The organism is Lentzea alba, from assembly GCF_047445655.1.
In the GTDB taxonomy this organism is placed as follows: Bacteria; Actinomycetota; Actinomycetes; order Mycobacteriales; family Pseudonocardiaceae; genus Lentzea; species Lentzea alba_A.
In genome coordinates, this window is the sequence record NZ_JAJAEG010000013.1 from 39,569 (window position 1) to 56,898 (window position 17,330).

A 17,330-nucleotide genomic window follows, 5' to 3' on the forward strand; every position below is an offset into this window, starting at 1 on the left:
GACGACGACGCCGGTCCGGACGCTGCGCCCGAGGAGCCGACTCTGCAGGTCAGCCGTCCGTCGCTGGACCAGCCGACGATGCGGTTGCCCGTCGCGTCCGTGCTGAAGCCACCGTCCATTCAGGAGCCTATGCGGTCGTCCCCGGTTCGTTCTGCTCCGAACGGTGCGGGGTCGGTTGGCGGTGGTCGCGGGGGTCCCGGAAACGGTTCCGGTGCGGGTTCCGGTGGATCTTCGGGTGGGAAGTCTCACGGGCCGATTGGTCCGGACGGTGGCCAACCTCGGTCGCCCGAGCCGCCGCGGGCCGCGCCGGTGCGGATCTCGCCGGGTGGCTCGGAGCCCGCGCCGGTGGTGGAGCCGCGTGGTGACCAGACGCGGGTGGTGCCCAAGCCGGTCCCCGGCAAGACCGCGCGGGTCGACCAGCTGCCGATGGGCGACCCCTCGTGGTTCAACCAGCCGGTCAGACCCGAGGTTGTCCACAGGCCCGAGGTTGTCCACAGGCAGCCGCCAGCAGCCCCGGAAATGTCGGTGCCACCTGGCAAAGTTGAAACCGGGGGACCCCCTGGAGGGGACCCTCGCGCGAGCGTGCGGCAGGACGCGAGCGTGCGGCAGGAAGAGCCCGTTCGCGAGACCCTCCCGGTCTCCGGCTACGACGAAGAACCGGAAGACCGGCTCACCACCGACGAGCCCAAGAAGGGCCGCAAGCCCCTCGCCGTCGTCCTCAGCCTGTTCGTCGTCGCCGCACTCGCCGGCGCCACCATCTACGCGGTCAACGAGTTCGGTGGCCCCGCAGCGGTCGAGACCAAGCCCCCGGCCCCGCCCGCGAACGTTCAGCCGCTGGTCAAGGCGGCCACCGCGGGTGCACCGGCCGCGACCCCGCAGGGCGTCAAAGGTGTGCTCACCGGCCCGGCCGGCAACGCCAACCTCGGCACGCTGACCGGCAGCGTCGTGGACCCCGCGAGCGGCACGGCGCTGTGGCAGCAGGGCGACACCACGCCCGCGACCCCGGCGTCGAGCCTCAAGGTCCTCACGGCCGCAGCGGCGTTGCTCAGCCTGGAGAAGACCGACCAGCTGTCCACCAAGGTCGTGCAGGGTGCGGAGCCCGGCACCGTGGTGATCGTCGGCGGTGGCGACCCGACGATCTCCGGCACGCCCGGCAGCTCCGTCTACCCCGGCGCGGCGACGCTCGACGACCTGGTCAACCAGGTCAAGGCGAAGGGCGCGGTCACCAAGGTCCAGTTCGACCTGAGCCGGTACGCGGGCGAGGCGCTCGGACCGCAGTGGGAGACGGCCGACATCGCGGGTGGTTCAGTGGCGCCGATCGTGCCGTTCATGCTCGACGGTGGCCGCCTCGACCCGAAGAAGGACGTGTCCGCGCGCACCGGGAGTCCGGCGCAGTCGGCGGCGGACGCGTTCGCACAGCGCATCGGGGCTCCCGGAGCGACCGCGGGCACGGCTCCGGCCGGCGCGCAGGTGCTCGGCGAGATCAAGAGCGCGCCGATCGAGCAGCTCGTCGACAACATGATGCAGATCTCGGACAACGTCCTCACCGAGGCGATCGCCCGCGAGATCGCGATCAAGTCGGGCAACGAGCCGTCGTTCGCGGGCGGGGTCAAGGCCGTGCGGGACGTGCTGACCAAGAACGGGTTCGACCTCACCGGCGCGAACTTCGTGGACGGCAGCGGGCTGTCCGCGACGAACAAGATCCCGGCCAAGCTGCTCACCGACGTGCTGGCCGTCGCGGCCAAGCCCACGCTCGACGACCCGCGCACGGCGAAGCTGCGGCCGTTGCTGACGGCGCTGCCGGTGGCGGGCGGCAGTGGCACGCTGGCCGGTCGCTACGGCGGCAGCGCGGCCGGCGGCAAGGGCTGGGTGCGGGCCAAGACGGGCACGCTCACCGGCGTCAACGCGCTCGCCGGCGTGGTGGTCGACGTGGACGGACGGGTGCTCGTGTTCGCGTTCATGTCGGCCAGCAACCGCAACCCCGAGCTCGAGGTGCGGCCCGCGCTGGACGTGATGGCCGCTGCGTTGCGGGGCTGTGGCTGTTCGTAGCGGGCCGGGCGCAGGTAACTTCGGCAGGGTGAACGGCGCAGCGGAGGCAGAGCTCGGCCCGGTGGACTGGGAGCTGGCGGTCGCGACCGCCGTGCGGCTCGTGCGGCCGGGGCCGGTGATCGGCAAGGACGAGGCGGAGCACGCGGTCGGGAGACTGCGGGAGCTCGCGCCCCAGGCCGAGGTGCACGTCCGCGAGCTGACCGGGCTCGGGCAGGGGTTGCCGCTGCTGCCCGGTGAGGTCGTGGACCGGCCCGCGTGGGTCAAGGCCGCCGCGCAGGGCCTGGCCGCGCTGACCGCGCCCGCGATGCCGCGTCAGTCCGGTGCGATGGCGAGCATCCTCGCCGGGACCGCCGGGGTGCAGGCCGGCGTCGTGATGGCGTTCCTGTCGTCGCGGGTGCTCGGCCAGTACGACCCGTTCAGCCCGAGCGACCAGCTGGCCGGCCGGTTGCTGCTCGTCGCGCCGAACATCGTTGGCGCGCAACAGGCTCTGGACGTGCCCGCGGACGACTTCCGGATGTGGGTGTGCCTGCACGAGTGCACGCACCGCCTGCAGTTCACCGGCGTGCCGTGGCTGCGGAAGTACTTCTCGGACCAGGTCACCACGCTTCTTTCCACAATGGACGAAGACCGTGCGCCGCTGCCGGAGGTGATCCGCGACTTCCGGCACAAGCTGCGCGCGGGCGACGGCCCGATCGGACTGATCGAGCTCATCCAGTCGCCGCAGCAGAAAGCCGTGCTGGACCGGCTGATCGCACTGTCCACTTTGCTCGAAGGCCACGCGGACCACGTGATGGACGCGGTCGGCCCGTCGGTCGTGCCGACGGTCGGGACGATCCGCAGCCGCTTCACGGCGCGGCGCAAGGGCGGCGGCCTGCTGGACCGCGTGCTGCGCACGGTGCTCGGCGTGGACGCGAAGGTGCGCCAGTACGAGGAGGGCGCGGCGTTCACCGAGTACGTCGTGGAACGCGTCGGCATGGACGGCTTCAACGCGATCTGGACCTCCGCCGAGACCCTGCCCACCCGCGCGGAGATCACCGAACCGATGACCTGGCTGCGCCGCGTGGCCCCGTGAACGGGCCGGTCGCCGAGATCAGGACGGCGGTCCGCCGCTTCCTGGACGAGGTGCGCCCGGACGCGGTGACCGTGGCGGTCTCCGGTGGCGCCGACTCGCTCGCGCTGGCGTGCACGGTGGCCGGGCTGATGCCCGGTGCCTCGGCCGTGATCGTCGATCACCAGCTGCAGCCCGGCTCGGCCGAGGTGGCGCTGCGTGCGGCCCGGCAGTGCGCGGACTTCGGTCTCGTGTCACGGGTGGAGGCTGTCGAGGTGTCCGGCCCCGGCGGTCCCGAGGCGGCGGCTCGCAAGGCCCGGTACGCGGCGCTGAGGCCGGCTTCCGGTGTCGTGCTGCTCGGCCACACCCTGGACGACCAGGCGGAGACCGTGCTGCTCGGGCTGGGACGCGGGTCCGGTCCGCGCTCGATCGCCGGGATGCGTTCGTACGACCCGCCGTGGGGACGGCCGCTGCTCGGCGTGACCCGTGCGATGACGCGTGCTTTCTGCGTGGAGCAGGGCATCGAGGTGTGGGAGGACCCGCACAACGCCGACCCGGCGTTCACCCGCGTGCGCTTGCGTTCCGAGGTCCTGCCGTTGCTGGAGGACGTGCTGCAGGGCGGCGTCGCGTCGTCGTTGGCGCGCACGGCCGCACAGCTGCGCGAGGACTGTGACGCACTTGACTCTCTCGCGTCGGCGTTCAGCGGCGACTGCTGTGCGGTCGACGACATCGCCGAGTTGCCGGTGGCACTGCGACGCAGAGTGCTCAGGTCGTGGCTCAAAGACGAAGGTGTGCCGGAACTGTCCGATTCGCACCTGCGTCGTGTTGACGCACTGGTGAGTGAATGGCGCGGTCAGGGCGGTGTCTGGCTACCTGGCGGCTTTGTCGTGCGGCGCGCGCATGGCAGGCTCGCGGTTGAACCTGAGTCTTAAGCAGAGGGGACCTGTCCGTGTACGACGGCGACATCGCATCCGTGCTCATCACCGAGCAGGAGATCAGCGACAAGGTCACCGAACTCGCCAAGCAGGTCGCGGATGATCACCCAGAAGGTGACTCCGACCTCGTGCTCATCACCGTCCTCAAGGGCGCCGTGATGTTCATGGCCGATCTTGCCCGTGCGCTGCCCGTTCCGGTGCAGCTGGAGTTCATGGCCGTTTCTTCCTACGGCTCCTCCACGTCCTCCTCGGGCGTGGTGCGGATCCTGAAGGACCTGGACCGAGACATCGCCGACCGCAACGTGGTGATCGTCGAGGACATCATCGACTCCGGCCTGACGCTGTCGTGGCTGCTCAAGAACCTGCAGTCGCGCCGGCCCCGGTCGCTGGAGGTGTGCACGCTGCTGCGCAAGCCCGACGCGGTGAAGGTCGAGGTGCCGGTGAAGTACGTCGGCTTCGACATTCCCAACGAGTTCGTCGTCGGGTACGGCCTCGACTACGCCGAGCGCTACCGCGACCTGCCCTACATCGGCACGCTGGACCCGAAGGTCTACTCGAGCTGACCTTCCCGCGAACGTGAAACGGGGGCGCTGCCGGTTGTGGCAGCGCCCCCGTTTCACGTTCGAAGGCGATCAGCAGGTCGGACGGCAGCGGCGCTGGGAGACCGCGTCCAGCAGCACGCCGCGGATGTCCTCCGGGTTCTTCGCCTGGTACGCCTTACCGCCACTGGCAGCGGAAATGGCGCGCAGCGCGTCCATGTCGACCTCGTCGCCGAGCCCGACCATGATGATCGGCACCGGCTTGGCGGGATCGGCCTCCCGCTTCAGGGTCTCGATCAACGCGGCCGTGTCGATCGACGAGATGTCGTCGTTGCGGCCGTCGGTCATCAGCACGACCGAGTTGACCTTCGACGGGTCGTAGCCGGACAGCACGTGCCGGTACGCCGCCAGGGTCGTGTCGTTCAACGCCGTGCCACCACCCACGAGCCCGGGCAGCTGTGAAGCACCGGCCTCCAGGCGCTTGCGGCGCGTGACACCGGCCAGAGGTTCGCCGAGCGGCCCGATCGGCACCAGCTCGATCCAGTCCTGCGGCGGCTTCTTGTCGGTCGAGAACGCCCACAGGCCGATCTGCGTGGTGTCCGGCAGCATCGACAGCGCGGCCATGGACGCCTCGGTCGCGGTCTCGACGCGGGTCTTGGTGGTGCCGCCCTTCTCCAGCATCGAGCCGGAGACGTCGATGACGGTCAGCATGCGCATGTCGAGGCTGATGGCACCCCACGTGCGCAGCAGCTCGGACACCTGGTCGGCGTTCGGCGTCTCGATCAGCTTCACGTCGCCGGCCTGCACGCCCTCGACGTCGTTCGACCACTTGGCGGGCGCGGCGCCCTGCACGGTGCGGAAGCCGGCCTCGCCGAAGCGCTTGACGGAGTCGTTGGAGCGCAGGACCCGCTCGAAGTCGGCAGCGGCCTCGCCGATGCCCTCCGGCTCGTTCGGGCGCGACACCCGGACCAGCGGGTAGTCGAACGACAGCGTGCCTTCCTTGGGCGGGGCGCCCAGCACGACGTTGTCCTTGACCGAGCGGTTGTTCGCCACGACCGACTGCTCGGGAGCGGCGAAGATCGGGGCCTTGTCCGCGTCCGTGGTGACCTTGCCGAACGCGTCGCGGACGGATGGCACGGCGGAGCGGCCCACCCGCAGCAGCGCGCCGACCAGCTCGGGCTTCGGCGTGCCGTCGGCGTTGCCGAGGAGCGTGCGGATGACGAACAACGTCGCCAGGCCCTCGGAGGTCATCGTCGGGTCGGCCATCGAGACCGTGACCTTGGGGTCGAGGACCTTCTGCCACGACACCGGCTGGACCGGGTAGCCGATCTTGGACATGGCCTGCTCCGACCCGGCCATCACCAGCGGGCTGGACGCCAGCGAGGGCTTGATGTCCAGCTTCGGGGCCTCGGGCCCGGTCTCGGCGGCCTGACGCTGGGCCTCGGCGGCCCACATCGAGGAGTCCGGGATCCAGAGCGAGTGGGGGTTGATCTGCGCGGTGGGCAGCTCGTTCGCCACGTCGGCCGCGTTGCGCGACTCGACCTGGACCTGAACGCACCTGCCGTTCACGACGGGTTGTGACCGCTGATAGTCCTGGGCCGCCGCGTTCACCACATCTAATGCTGCGGGGGTGACGGCGACCTTCAACGGCATTGCGCCGGAGCAGTCGGCGCCGCTGGTGGCACGCAGTGCCACGACCGTGACGCCCGCCGCCGCGACCACTCCGAGCAAGGCGCCCACGGGAAGGGCAACCCGCCGGAACAGACCGGGGGACGTGTGACGTGCTGACATACAGTTACTGACCTTCGGTCACGTGTTCACTCTTTCGAGTGGCGGGGGAACACTCGGGGGATGCATGAGGATGACATGTGACCTCCAAACGTAGTGAGACGGCGTGACCTGCGTCACTCATCCGGACGGCCGTATTTGTTCCGGATGAACCAAACAGCGTGAACATGCGTGGTGGGAGTCACCCGCGGGAACCACAGGGCGCCCCTGACCGTTGGGTGCTCAGTACCTGACCAGCGAGCGGTAGGCTGGTCGGACGCGGTATGTGGGTCTTCCACTGCCCGACGCGCAAGTCAGGGAGGGTCGAGGCCGCCCGCCGGCCGTAAGTGCATGGACCGCAAGCGCCTGCTTCGCAACCCGCTGCTGTGGATCGCTGCGGTGTTGCTGCTCTACTTCGTCTTCACCGTGCTCTTCGACGACTCACGGGGCTATCACCAGGTCAAGACCTCTCAAGCCCTGCAGCTGGTGCGCGAGGGCAAGGTCAAGGAAGCCACGATCGAGGACAAGGAGCAGCGTCTCCGTCTCACCCTCACCGACGGCACGAACTTCGAGAACAGCAACCGCCTCATCACGCAGTTCCCGGCCAGCTCGACGGACGAGATCTTCAACGTCCTCGACCAGGCCGGCAACAAGCCGACGGTGGAGACCAAGGTCAGCCAGGAGTCCATCCTGATGCAGATCTTGATCTACCTCGTTCCGCTCGGCCTGCTGTTGCTGCTGCTGATGTGGATGATGAACAACGCCCAGGGCGGCGGTAACCGCGTCCTGAACTTCGGCAAGTCCAAGGCCAAGCAGCTCTCCAAGGACATGCCGAAGACGACGTTCGCCGACGTCGCCGGTGCCGAAGAGGCCGTCGAGGAGCTCGAGGAGATCAAGGACTTCCTCCAGAACCCCGGCCGCTACCAGGCGCTCGGCGCCAAGATCCCCAAGGGCGTGCTGCTGTACGGCCCGCCGGGAACCGGTAAGACGCTGCTCGCCCGAGCCGTCGCCGGTGAGGCGGGCGTGCCGTTCTACTCGATCTCCGGTTCGGACTTCGTCGAGATGTTCGTCGGTGTCGGTGCCTCGCGTGTGCGTGACCTGTTCGAGCAGGCCAAGCAGAACGCGCCGTGCATCATCTTCGTCGACGAGATCGACGCGGTGGGCCGCCACCGCGGTGCCGGTCTCGGCGGCGGTCACGACGAGCGCGAGCAGACGCTGAACCAGCTCCTCGTCGAGATGGACGGCTTCGACTCGCGCGGCGGGATCATCCTGATCGCGGCGACGAACCGTCCCGACATCCTCGACCCCGCGCTGCTGCGTCCCGGTCGCTTCGACCGCCAGATCCCGGTGTCCGCACCGGACCTGAAGGGCCGCAAGCAGATCCTGCGGGTGCACTCGAAGGGCAAGCCGCTCGCCGCGGACGCCGACCTCGACGGCCTCGCGAAGCGCACCGTCGGGTTCTCCGGCGCCGACCTCGCGAACGTCATCAACGAGGCCGCGCTGCTCACCGCGCGCAAGAACGGCCACGTCATCGACGGCTCCGCGCTGGAGGAGTCGGTGGACCGCGTGATCGGCGGTCCGGCCCGCAAGAGCCGGATCATCTCCGAGAAGGAGAAGAAGATCACCGCGTACCACGAGGCAGGGCACGCCCTGGCCGCGTGGGCGATGCCGGACATCGACCCGGTCTACAAGGTCACGATCCTCGCCCGCGGCCGCACGGGTGGTCACACCCTCTCGGTGCCGGAAGAGGACAAGGACCTGATGACCAGGTCCGAGATGATCGCGCGACTGGTGTTCGCACTGGGTGGCCGTTCCGCCGAGGAGCTCGTCTTCCACGAGCCCACGACGGGTGCGTCCAACGACATCGAGCAGGCGACGAAGATCGCCCGCGCGATGGTCACCGAGTACGGCATGAGCGCGAAGCTCGGCGCCGTGAAGTACGGGCAGGAGCAGGGCGAGCCGTTCCTCGGTCGCTCGGCCGGCCGCCAGGCGGACTACTCGCTGGAGGTCGCGCACGAGATCGACGAGGAGGTGCGCAAGCTCATCGAGGCGGCGCACACCGAGGCGTACGAGGTGCTCGTCACCTACCGCGACGTCCTCGACGACCTCACGCTCGAGCTCATCGAGAAGGAGACCCTGCACCAGAAGGAACTGGAGCGGATCTTCGCCCGCGTCGAGAAGCGGCCGCGCATCACCCAGTTCAACGACTTCGGTGACCGCACGCCGTCCGACATCCCGCCGGTCAAGACCCCTGGCGAGCTCGCCAAGGAACGTGGCGAGCCGTGGCCGCCCGTCGTGGAGGACACCCTCGACGACGAGCCGTCCGCCGAGCCCGCCGCCCCGGTGGAGCCCACCGAGGAGCTGCCGTCGCCGAACGGTTCCAACGGCGCGCACCAGCCCGCTCCGGCCCAGCCGGGTCAGTCGGGTCAGTCGGGCAGCCAGTCGGGCCCGCCGAACTACGGCGCCCCGCCCGGATGGACCCCGGCGACCGTGCCCGGCGGCAAGCCGCACAACGTCTGGGAGCCGAAGACACCGCAGTCCGACCAGGACGAGCGGCAGTGACAGAGCACAACCAGCTCGACGTGGACGCCGGTCTCACCCGCAACGGGGAGGCCGGCGTCTCCGCGCGGCGGCCCTTCGACCACGCGCGGGCAGAGGCAGCGGTGCGCGAACTGTTGATCGCGTGCGGTGAGGATCCGGAGCGCGAGGGCCTGCGCGAGACACCCGCTCGGGTGGCGCGCGCTTACCGGGAGTTGTTCGCGGGCCTCTACTCGGACGCGGACAGCGTGCTCGCGAAGACGTTCGACGAGAGCCACGAGGAGCTCGTCCTCGTCACGGACATCCCGATGTTCAGCTTCTGCGAGCACCACCTGCTGCCGTTCCACGGCGTCGCGCACGTCGGGTACATCCCGAACGAGGCCGGCCGGGTGACGGGCCTGTCGAAGCTGGCCAGGCTGGTCGACCTCTACGCGAAACGGCCGCAGGTGCAGGAACGGCTGACGTCGCAGGTCGCGGACGCGTTGGTGCGCAAGCTGGAGCCGCGCGGCGTGATCGTGGTCGTCGAGGCCGAGCACCTGTGCATGGGCATGCGCGGTGTGCGCAAGCCCGGTTCGCGCACGACGACCTCCGCGGTGCGCGGTCTGCTGCGCACGTCCGCCTCGTCGCGGGCGGAGGCGATCGAGCTGATCCGGGGCCGGCTGCGGTGAGTGCTCTACCGCGGCCCGGCCGTTGCGTGGTGATGGGCGTGCTGAACGTGACGCCCGATTCGTTCTCGGACGGCGGCCGCTACCTGGACCGGCAGGACGCGGTCGCGCACGGCGTCGCGATGCACAAGCGCGGTGCCGACCTGATCGACGTCGGTGGTGAGTCCACCCGGCCGGGCGCGATTCGCGTCGAGCCCGCGGAGGAGATCTCGCGGGTGGTGCCGGTGATCCGCGGGCTGGTCGCCGAGGGCGTGCCGGTCAGCGTGGACACCATGCGCGGCTCCGTCGCGGCGGCGGCGCTGGAAGCGGGTGCGTCGATCGTGAACGACGTCTCCGGCGGCCTGGCCGATCCGGAGATGGCTTCCGTGGTGGCTGCTGCGGGAGTGCCGTACGTGTTGATGCACTGGCGCGGCCACAGCACCGAGATGGACTCGTTGGCGCGCTACGACGACGTGGTGACGGACGTGCGCACCGAGCTGCTGGAGCGCGTCGAGGCGGCGTTGGCGGCGGGCGTCGCGGAGTCGTCGATCGTGCTGGATCCCGGGCTGGGGTTCGCGAAGCTCGGCGACCACAACTGGGAGCTGCTGCAGCGCCTCGACGAACTGGTGGAGCTGGGCTTCCCGGTGCTGGTGGGGGCGTCGCGCAAACGCTTCCTCGGCACGTTGCTCGGCGAGCGTCCACCGGACGGCAGGGAGGACGCGACCGCGGCGGTGTCCGCTCTGGCCGCGTTCAACGGGGCGTGGGGAGTGCGGGTGCACGACGTCGACCGGACGCTGGACGCGGTCGCCGTCGCCGGTGCGTGGAGGCGGGGACATGGCTGACCGGATCGCGTTGACGGGCCTGCGGGTCCGCGGCAACCACGGCGTGTTCGAGCACGAGAAGCGCGACGGCCAGGAGTTCGTCGTGGACATCACGCTGTGGCTGGACCTCTCGTCCGCGTCGCGCACGGACGACCTGACGCAGACCGTGCACTACGGCGAGCTCGCCGAGATGGCCGCCAAGATCATCGGTGGCGAGCCGTACGACCTGATCGAGACGGTCGCCGGGAAGATCGCGGACACGGCCATGCAGGACACGCGGCTGCACGCGGTCGAGGTGACGGTGCACAAGCCGTCCGCGCCGATCCCGCTGACCTTCGACGACGTGTCGGTGACGATCCGCCGTTCGCGCCGGCTCGCCGCACCGCTGCCCAAGGAAGCCCGGTGACCCGGGCGGTTCTGTCGATCGGCTCGAACCTCGGTGACCGGTTGGCGTTCCTGCAGTCCGTGGTGGACGGGTTGGGGGAGCACGTGGTCGCGGTCTCGCCCGTGTACGAGACGGCGGCGTGGGGCGTGGAGGACCAGCCGGACTTCCTGAACGCCGTCGTGATCGTGGCTTCGGACGATGTCGACGAGTGGGGCTGGCTGCGGCGCGGTCAGGAGCTGGAGAACGCCGCCGGGCGCGTGCGGGAGAAGCGCTGGGGACCGCGCACGTTGGACGTGGACGTGGTTTCGGTGGACGGGGTGACCTCGGACCACCCCGAGCTGCTTCTGCCGCATCCTGGGGCGTTTGAGCGCGCAACGGTCCTCATCCCGTGGCTCGACGTCGAACCGGACGCGGTGCTGCCGGGCCGTGGACCCGTTGCGGCACTGCAGTTCTCCGCGGACGGCGTGCGGCGGCGCGACGATCTCGTGCTTTCGGGTTGGATGGACTCGTGAGGTTCACCCGTCCCCGTGACCTGGCGGCCGTCGCGATCATCGCCGGGATCCTGGCTCATCTGGTGCTGCGGCTCGCGTACGACACGTTGCCCGCGTTGCCCAGGCTGGCCGGCACGACACTCCTCGTCATCGCGGTCGTGGAGGTCGTGTTCGCGTTCAGCCTGCGCTCCCGGATCCAGCGCCGGCCGGGGGCTCGTCCGGTGGAGCCGCTGACTGCCGCCCGCGCGGTCGCGCTGGCGAAGGCCTCCTCGGTTTTGGGCGCGTTGATGTTCGGTGCCTGGACCGGGTTGCTGATCTACGTCCTGCCGGTGCGCGACGCGTTCCCCGAGGCGGGGAACGACCTGGTGACGGCCGTGATCGGGATGATCTCGGCGCTGGCGTTGACGGCGGCCGCGCTGTGGTTGGAACACTGCTGCAAGACGCCGACGGAGACTCCCGGGAAGGATTAGATACCCGGCCGTAGGTCTCAGTCGCATAACTACGCGGTACCGTAGGGCCCATGACCGGGCGAGGCGCGTCGATCGACGACGAGCAGGAAGATCACGGTCGTGGCTCCGGGCGATTGCTGTTAGTAGCGGCATTGGCGCTCGCCCTGGTGGCCGCGGCGGTGCTCGTGCTGAGCGACAGCGCCCGCATGCTGCGCCTGGCCGTGGTGGCCGCGCTGTGGGCGGCACTGGTGGGAGCGTTCCTCGCCGCCAGGTACCGCAAGCAGGTCACAGAGCGCGACGAGGAGGTGGCCGACCTCCAGTCCGTGTACGAGCTCGAACTCGAACGCGAGGTCGCCGCTCGCCGCGAGTACGAGTTGGAGATCGAGTCCGAGACCCGCAAGCGGATCGAGGAGGAGTCGCGCGCGGACATCGAGGCCCTGCGCGCCGACCTCCACGCCCTGCGCGACAACCTCCAGGCTCTGCTGGGCGGCGACGTCCTGGTGGAGCGCGTGGCCCTGCGCGCCGAGTCCACCCGCCTGAGGTCTTTGGCTTCCGACGCCGCCCGCCTGTCCGCGCCGCTCGAGAACCGGGTCATCAACGCCAAACCCGCGATCACGGCGTCGTCCTCGGTGGAGAAGCCGTCCGAGCGCACCGAACTGATCGAGCGCGTGGCCCACGAGGCGAAGGTCCAGCCCCCGCGCCGCGAGCCTGCCCGCCCGGAGCCCACGCGCCCCGAGCCCACCCGCACCTCACCGCGCCCGCAGCCGGCCGTCGTGCGCCGCGAGCCGGTGAAGGCCGCGAAGCAGCCTGAGCCCGCCCGCCAGCAGCCGCGCACCACCGGCGTCGCGGCCCGTCTCGGCAGCACCCCGCCTCCGGTCCAGCCGCCGACCGTGAAGGCCCCGCCCGTCGCGCAGCCGCTGCAGGCCCAGGTGCACCGCACCGAACGCGTGCCGCGCCCCCAGCCCGTGCAGAACCGCACCGAGGCGTTGGCGCGCCCGGCAGAGCCGCCCAAGGCCCCCGCCGCCGTCGCCAAGGCCGTCGAGACCCGCAAGCCCGAGCCGCGCTCCCGCGTGGCCGAGCGGACCGAGATGATCGACCCGAAGCAGCTGGAGTCCCGCGCGGCCGCCGGCGGCCGCCGCCGCGCCGACGACCGCCCCGAGCAGGACAGCGGCTCGTGGGAGACCTTGAAGCCCTCCAGCGGCAGCACCAGCGCGTCCCTGCCCGTCTCCGGCGGCCGCCGCCGTGCCGACGACGCTCCACCCCGCGACGACTCGCCCCGCGCCCGCCGCTCGCCCGAGGACTCCCTGGTCTCGCTGCAGCCCTCGGGCCGCCGCGCCGCCGAGCAGTCGTCCGCGCGCTTGCCGGTGGCGTCGACCGGCCGCCGTTCCGCAGCAGACGAACCGTCGGTCTCGGGCCGCCGGGTGGCCGAGGACTCGTCCACGCGCCTGCCCGCGGTCTCGACCGGCCGCCGGGCCGCGCCGGAGGACCCGTCCGGTGCGCACGCTGACGGCAAGTCGGTGAGCGAGCTGCTGGCTTCGCTCGGCGGCGGGGACGCGCCTCGGCGTCGGCGTCGTCGCGACGACTAGCTGCTTGCCGGTGTGGTCGGCACGCCTCGTTCTGTGGCTGGCCGCGCCAAGGTGCTGACGTTGTCGCGATGACCAGCGGTTTCGCTGGTGTGGCTGGCGATCGCGGCGAACGAGTGGTCGCGGGCGGCGAGTTCGCCCGGTGGTGGAGACGCGCGTCGTCGCGACAACGAGTAGTTCGTTGGTGTGGCCGACGAGCGAGTGGTCGCGGGCGGCAGGCTTCGCTCCGTGGTGGAGCGCGCTAGGCGTCAGCGTTGGCGCCTAGCTGCCGGCAGGTTCGCTCGGTGGTGGAGCACGGCTCGCTGTTGCCGATGATCACGGCGATTGAGCTGTGCGCAGCCGGCGGGTGAGTGAGCGAGCGGCTGGCGCGACGATCGGCTGCTACTTGTCGATGTCCCCGACGATCACTGCGAACGAGCTCAACACCGCCGGCAGGTCGTCCACCCGAGTCCCCGGCAGCAACGCCGACAGCGCCTGCACGTTGTTGAACGAAGGCGTGCGGAGCTTCAACCGCCACGGCGTCTTCTCACCGCGCGACGACAGGTGCACCCCAGAGGTCCCCAGCGGCGCCTCGACGCGCGTGTAGACCGAGCCCTCAGGCGCCTTGATGGCCTTGGGCAGCCGCACGTTCACCGGCCCGGACGGCAGCTGTTCCAAGCAGGACAACGACAACGCGACCGACAGCCGTGCCTCGTCCAGCAGGCACCGCACCCGCGCGGCGGCATCGCCCTCGGTGCGCACGACAGGCGCGAAGGACAGCGACCTGTAGGCGGGCAACGGGTCGTCCCGCCGCAGGTCGAAGTCCACCCCGCTGGCGCGGCCGATCGGACCGGTCACGCCGTACGCCAGAGCGTCCGCGTGCGACAGGACGCCAAGCCCTTCCAGCGCAGCGAACGAGACCGGCAACGCCGAGAAGTCCACAGTGGACAAGAAGTCGAAGACACGAGAAGTCCAGCCGGCCGGGACGTCCTCGCGCAGCCCGCCGATCCGGTTGAACATGAAGTGGATGCGGCCGCCCGAGGCCTCTTCCATCAGCGCCTGCACGCCTTCGCGGTACGCGGCAGCGTTGGGGGACAACGGGGTCAGGAAGACCATGTGCGCCATCAGGCGGTTGAGCTCGCAGAGCAGGGCACGCAGCCACTGGGCGCGCGCGGGGACGTCCATGCCGGTCATGCGTTCGACGGCCAGGGCCACGGCCAGCTCGTTGCAGAACGCGGAGAGCCAGTCGTGGCGGTTGGCGAGCGTCAGGACCTGGCGGTAGTCGCGGACCTCGAAGAGCTTCTCGGCGCCGCGGTGCAGATGGCCGACCAGCGGTTCGGCTGCGGTGATCAGCAGGTCCGGGGTGACCGTGAGGCGCAGGCGGTAGGCGCCGTGGGCGGACGGGTGCAGCGGGCCCAGGTCGACCACGCGGTCCACGCCCAGGTACTGGGCGCCCGCGCCCACGCCGACGGTGATCTGCTCGCTCACCTGAGCAATGGTTTCACGCCCTCGTGATCGCGAAGAAGAAGCACCCGTGCGACAGGCTGCGGACCTGGAGCGACTCGACGGAAGGATCGTCGAACAGGCCGTTGACCACCTGGTCGAACGAACCCGGCTCCACCACGGAACCGTCGTTGATCTGACCGGCGGCGTTGTAGGAACGCAGGATGCGAGGGGCGTTCAACAGCTCGGCGGGGAGACGGTCGAGCGTTGGCGTGGCGGGGCAGTCGACGTGGGTGAAGATCGGGCCGACCTCGGCGTACGGGCCCTTGCCCGACGAGGGCGAGTAGCGGAAGAGCCAGACCGGCTCGTCGGCCAGCGACTTGCGCAGACAGCAGCGCAACGGGACGCTGGGTTCGGAGGCGCGGTACTCGCGGCCGGGGTCGGACAACGCGGCGGACGGCTGGACGTTGTGGATTCGCATACCTGCAACGATCGTCGTCAGGCTTCAGAAGTTCTGGCGGGAATCGGACGCCAGGGCGGCAACGACGGCAGCAGGTCCGAGACGGCCACACCGCGCCCGTGCAACAGCCAGCCGAACGAACCCAACCCGGCAGGATCGCGCAGCTCGGCGATCCGCCCGGCACGAGCGGCCGACTCCAGCCAGTCCCACCCGGACCCGGAAACCGTGCCGGTCAACCCCAACGCCGCCAATGCATCCCGTTGCGACACCAGGACCCAGTCGCCGCCGGCCGCCGCAGCACACGCGTCCAAAGCGACGTGTGCGGTGATGTCGCAGGACCCGTCGAAAACAGCAGGCACCTGACGCCCGGCGCGATAGCCGGTCAGCGTGAACCGCCGCGAAGAGATCAGGTGCCCGTAGTCCACCGCCAGCGCCGCCCCGCGCACCGAAGCGACCACGGCGGCCCAGGCGGCGTCCCGAGGAGAACCCACCTCGGCCAAGGCACCGTCCTCCAGCCCCGGCCACCACCGAGCGATCCAAGGATCGTCAGAGGGCCCGGTCACCACCGGACAGGGGATCGAGTCGAGCCACTCGTGCCCGACCAGCAACCCGACGCACGAAGGCACGACCGAAGTCCACCGAACCCCGGGCAACTCGACCGGTGGACCCAGCTCCACAGCGGTCACCCGCAACCGGTCGGCAAGAGACCCGGAAGCCAGCGAACGAACCGCGAAAGCCAGCTCACCCCCACCGGCACCCACGTCGACGAAGTCCACGACCGGGGGAAATCCGAGCGCGCGGTCCACCCGCGACAAGAGCTCCAACAGCGCGAAAGCCAGCTCAGGGCCCACCAACGGCGAGGTGCGGAAGTGCGCGGACGGCTTCTCGCCGCGGGCGAAGAAGCCGGAAGGCCCGTACAGCGCGGCGTGCCAAGCGGCTTCCCAGTCGTACATCGGACAAGTGTGCATCTAAGGTCATTTCCCGTGAACGACGCCGACCTCCCGCCGACGCCGGCCAAGAAGCGCATCGAGCAGCGCCGCTGGACCGTCCTGTTCCCAGTCGTGGCGCTGATCGCGCTCGCCGCGGCCGGTCTTGTGCTGTTCGCGCTGGGCACGTCGAGCATCGGCGTCGAGCCGTTGCTGGTCGGTGCCGCGGCCGCGCTGATCCCGGTCGTGTTCGTGGTGAGCGCGTTCCTGTGGATCGACCGGTGGGAGCCGGAACCGGCGAAGATGCTGCTCTTCGCGTTCGTCTGGGGGAGTTGCGGCGCCACGATCAGCTCACTCGCGTTCAACCAGACGACCCGCGTGCTCGGCGACCTGCTGAACCAGGACGGCGCGACGTTCACCGCCGTGGTCGGAGCGCCGATCGTCGAGGAGGCGACCAAGGCCGCGTTCCTGATCGCCGTGTTCCTGCGCCGCAGGCACGAGTTCGACGGCGTCGTCGACGGCATGGTCTACGCCGGCATCACGGCCGCGGGTTTCGCCTTCACCGAGAACATCTGGTACTTCGGCCGGGTCTTCGTCGAGAACGGGATCGGCAACATGGGCGGCGGCGTGATCGCGCTGTTCATCCTGCGCGGGGTGCTGTCGCCGTTCGCGCACCCGCTGTTCACGGCCATGACCGGCATCGGGGTCGGCATCGCGGCCAGCACGAGCAACACCACCGTCCGGATCCTCGCGCCGATCGGCGGGTACCTCACCGCGGTCGGCCTGCACTCGCTGTGGAACTTCTCCACGACGGTCGGCACCGGGTCGGACTTCATCAACCTGTACTTCCTGATCATGGTGCCGGTGTTCGCGGGAGCGGTCACGATCGTGGTCTGGCAGCGGCGCAGGGAGCAGCGGATCGTGGCGGGCCAGCTCGCCGCGATGGCGCAGAACCGGTGGATCGCGAACAGCGAGGTGGCGTTGCTGGCCAGCCTCAACGGGCGCAAGAACTGGCTGCGGGCGGTCAAGCGCAAGTCCGGTGACGCGTCGGTCAAGGCCGTGAAGAGCTACCAGATCGCGGTCACCGAGCTGGCCTTCCTGCGGCACCGCATCGAGCAGGGAACGGCGGGTCAGAGCGCCGAACAGCGCCACGGAGTGCTGCTCGACACGCTGCACGCCGCCAGGGCGGCCGCCCGCCGGTGAGTCCCGTCACCGACCGGCCTCAGGCAAGGACCGGCGGGATTACCCTCGGCGGCGTCGTCTGGTACCCGCA

Annotated in this window: 16 protein-coding genes; 12 read left to right on the top strand and 4 right to left on the bottom strand. The window is 70.3% G+C overall.

The genetic code is table 11. The features are described from left to right. The first annotated feature begins 582 nt into the window (after positions 1 to 582). From dacB to hpt, 4 genes are read left to right on the top strand one after another with little or no spacing between them, the layout of a single operon-like run. Positions 583 to 2,049 carry a D-alanyl-D-alanine carboxypeptidase/D-alanyl-D-alanine-endopeptidase gene (dacB, locus tag LFM09_RS22070; RefSeq protein ID WP_414098417.1) on the top strand — a complete coding sequence of 489 codons (1,467 nt, stop codon included), beginning with the start codon at positions 583 to 585 and terminating at the stop codon, positions 2,047 to 2,049. A gap of 28 nt (positions 2,050 to 2,077) precedes the next feature. Beyond that, complete coding sequence (locus LFM09_RS22075) at positions 2,078 to 3,121, top strand: zinc-dependent metalloprotease (protein ID WP_414098418.1); 1,044 nt, start codon at positions 2,078 to 2,080, stop codon at positions 3,119 to 3,121. Then, on the top strand, positions 3,118 to 4,029 hold the full coding sequence (gene tilS / locus LFM09_RS22080; RefSeq protein ID WP_414098419.1) for a tRNA lysidine(34) synthetase TilS: 912 nt from the start codon (positions 3,118 to 3,120) through the stop codon (positions 4,027 to 4,029). Before LFM09_RS22075 ends, tilS begins: the two co-directional genes overlap by 4 nt. Before the next feature lie 17 nt (positions 4,030 to 4,046). Continuing rightward, positions 4,047 to 4,595, top strand: a complete 549-nt coding sequence (gene hpt, locus LFM09_RS22085; protein ID WP_030472607.1) for a hypoxanthine phosphoribosyltransferase — start codon at positions 4,047 to 4,049, stop codon at positions 4,593 to 4,595. A 69-nt stretch (positions 4,596 to 4,664) separates the two neighbouring features. On the opposite strand, the gene LFM09_RS22090 is transcribed toward hpt, so the two are convergent. Next, on the bottom strand, positions 4,665 to 6,362 hold the full coding sequence (locus LFM09_RS22090; RefSeq protein ID WP_414098420.1) for a substrate-binding domain-containing protein: 1,698 nt from the start codon (positions 6,360 to 6,362) through the stop codon (positions 4,665 to 4,667). 327 nt (positions 6,363 to 6,689) lie between these two features. On the opposite strand from LFM09_RS22090, the gene ftsH reads away from it, so the two are divergent. From ftsH to LFM09_RS22125, 7 genes are read left to right on the top strand one after another with little or no spacing between them, the layout of a single operon-like run. After that, entirely contained in the window at positions 6,690 to 8,900 is a 2,211-nt protein-coding gene (gene ftsH, locus LFM09_RS22095; protein ID WP_414098421.1) for an ATP-dependent zinc metalloprotease FtsH, read from the top strand. A gap of 20 nt (positions 8,901 to 8,920) precedes the next feature. Beyond that, positions 8,921 to 9,544, top strand: coding sequence for a GTP cyclohydrolase I FolE (gene folE, locus LFM09_RS22100; RefSeq protein ID WP_414098636.1), 624 nt, complete (start codon positions 8,921 to 8,923; stop codon positions 9,542 to 9,544). Between the two features lie 32 nt (positions 9,545 to 9,576). Continuing rightward, on the top strand, positions 9,577 to 10,362 hold the full coding sequence (folP, locus tag LFM09_RS22105) for a dihydropteroate synthase (RefSeq protein ID WP_414098637.1): 786 nt from the start codon (positions 9,577 to 9,579) through the stop codon (positions 10,360 to 10,362). Next, on the top strand, positions 10,355 to 10,747 hold the full coding sequence (folB, locus tag LFM09_RS22110; RefSeq protein ID WP_414098422.1) for a dihydroneopterin aldolase: 393 nt from the start codon (positions 10,355 to 10,357) through the stop codon (positions 10,745 to 10,747). Before folP ends, folB begins: the two co-directional genes overlap by 8 nt. Continuing rightward, entirely contained in the window at positions 10,744 to 11,238 is a 495-nt protein-coding gene (folK, locus tag LFM09_RS22115) for a 2-amino-4-hydroxy-6-hydroxymethyldihydropteridine diphosphokinase (RefSeq protein ID WP_414098423.1), read from the top strand. The genes folB and folK overlap by 4 nt, the downstream gene beginning before the upstream one ends. Next, on the top strand, positions 11,235 to 11,687 hold the full coding sequence (locus tag LFM09_RS22120) for a DUF3180 domain-containing protein (RefSeq protein ID WP_414098424.1): 453 nt from the start codon (positions 11,235 to 11,237) through the stop codon (positions 11,685 to 11,687). The genes folK and LFM09_RS22120 overlap by 4 nt, the downstream gene beginning before the upstream one ends. A gap of 50 nt (positions 11,688 to 11,737) precedes the next feature. Beyond that, on the top strand, positions 11,738 to 13,252 hold the full coding sequence (locus tag LFM09_RS22125) for a DUF6779 domain-containing protein (protein ID WP_414098425.1): 1,515 nt from the start codon (positions 11,738 to 11,740) through the stop codon (positions 13,250 to 13,252). A 378-nt stretch (positions 13,253 to 13,630) separates the two neighbouring features. On the opposite strand, the gene LFM09_RS22130 is transcribed toward LFM09_RS22125, so the two are convergent. Genes LFM09_RS22130 through LFM09_RS22140 form a run of 3 tightly spaced genes read right to left on the bottom strand, consistent with a single transcriptional unit; the run spans position 13,631 to position 16,084 of the window. After that, a complete protein-coding gene (locus tag LFM09_RS22130) occupies positions 13,631 to 14,716 on the bottom strand; it encodes an NADH-quinone oxidoreductase subunit D (RefSeq protein WP_414098426.1) in 1,086 nt (361 codons plus the stop codon). A 13-nt stretch (positions 14,717 to 14,729) separates the two neighbouring features. Then, positions 14,730 to 15,152 carry a DUF1203 domain-containing protein gene (locus tag LFM09_RS22135; RefSeq protein WP_414098427.1) on the bottom strand — a complete coding sequence of 141 codons (423 nt, stop codon included), beginning with the start codon at positions 15,150 to 15,152 and terminating at the stop codon, positions 14,730 to 14,732. Positions 15,153 to 15,169: 17 nt separating this feature from the next. Then, positions 15,170 to 16,084, bottom strand: a complete 915-nt coding sequence (locus tag LFM09_RS22140) for an SAM-dependent methyltransferase (RefSeq protein ID WP_414098428.1) — start codon at positions 16,082 to 16,084, stop codon at positions 15,170 to 15,172. Between the two features lie 30 nt (positions 16,085 to 16,114). Here LFM09_RS22140 and LFM09_RS22145 point away from each other — a divergent pair, with 30 nt between their 5' ends. Next, entirely contained in the window at positions 16,115 to 17,260 is a 1,146-nt protein-coding gene (locus tag LFM09_RS22145; RefSeq protein ID WP_414098429.1) for a PrsW family intramembrane metalloprotease, read from the top strand. The last annotated feature ends 70 nt before the right edge of the window (positions 17,261 to 17,330 follow it).

Bases quoted from the DNA above. Each gene is read 5' to 3' on its own strand.
- LFM09_RS22125 (WP_414098425.1), top strand. From the start codon at position 11,738: ATGACCGGGCGAGGCGCGTCGATCGACGACGAGCAGGAAGATCACGGT.
- LFM09_RS22090 (WP_414098420.1), bottom strand. From the start codon at position 6,362: ATGTCAGCACGTCACACGTCCCCCGGTCTGTTCCGGCGGGTTGCCCTT.
- LFM09_RS22140 (WP_414098428.1), bottom strand. From the start codon at position 16,084: ATGTACGACTGGGAAGCCGCTTGGCACGCCGCGCTGTACGGGCCTTCC.
- folP (WP_414098637.1), top strand. From the start codon at position 9,577: ATGGGCGTGCTGAACGTGACGCCCGATTCGTTCTCGGACGGCGGCCGC.
- folB (WP_414098422.1), top strand. From the start codon at position 10,355: ATGGCTGACCGGATCGCGTTGACGGGCCTGCGGGTCCGCGGCAACCAC.
- LFM09_RS22135 (WP_414098427.1), bottom strand. From the start codon at position 15,152: ATGCGAATCCACAACGTCCAGCCGTCCGCCGCGTTGTCCGACCCCGGC.
- ftsH (WP_414098421.1), top strand. From the start codon at position 6,690: ATGGACCGCAAGCGCCTGCTTCGCAACCCGCTGCTGTGGATCGCTGCG.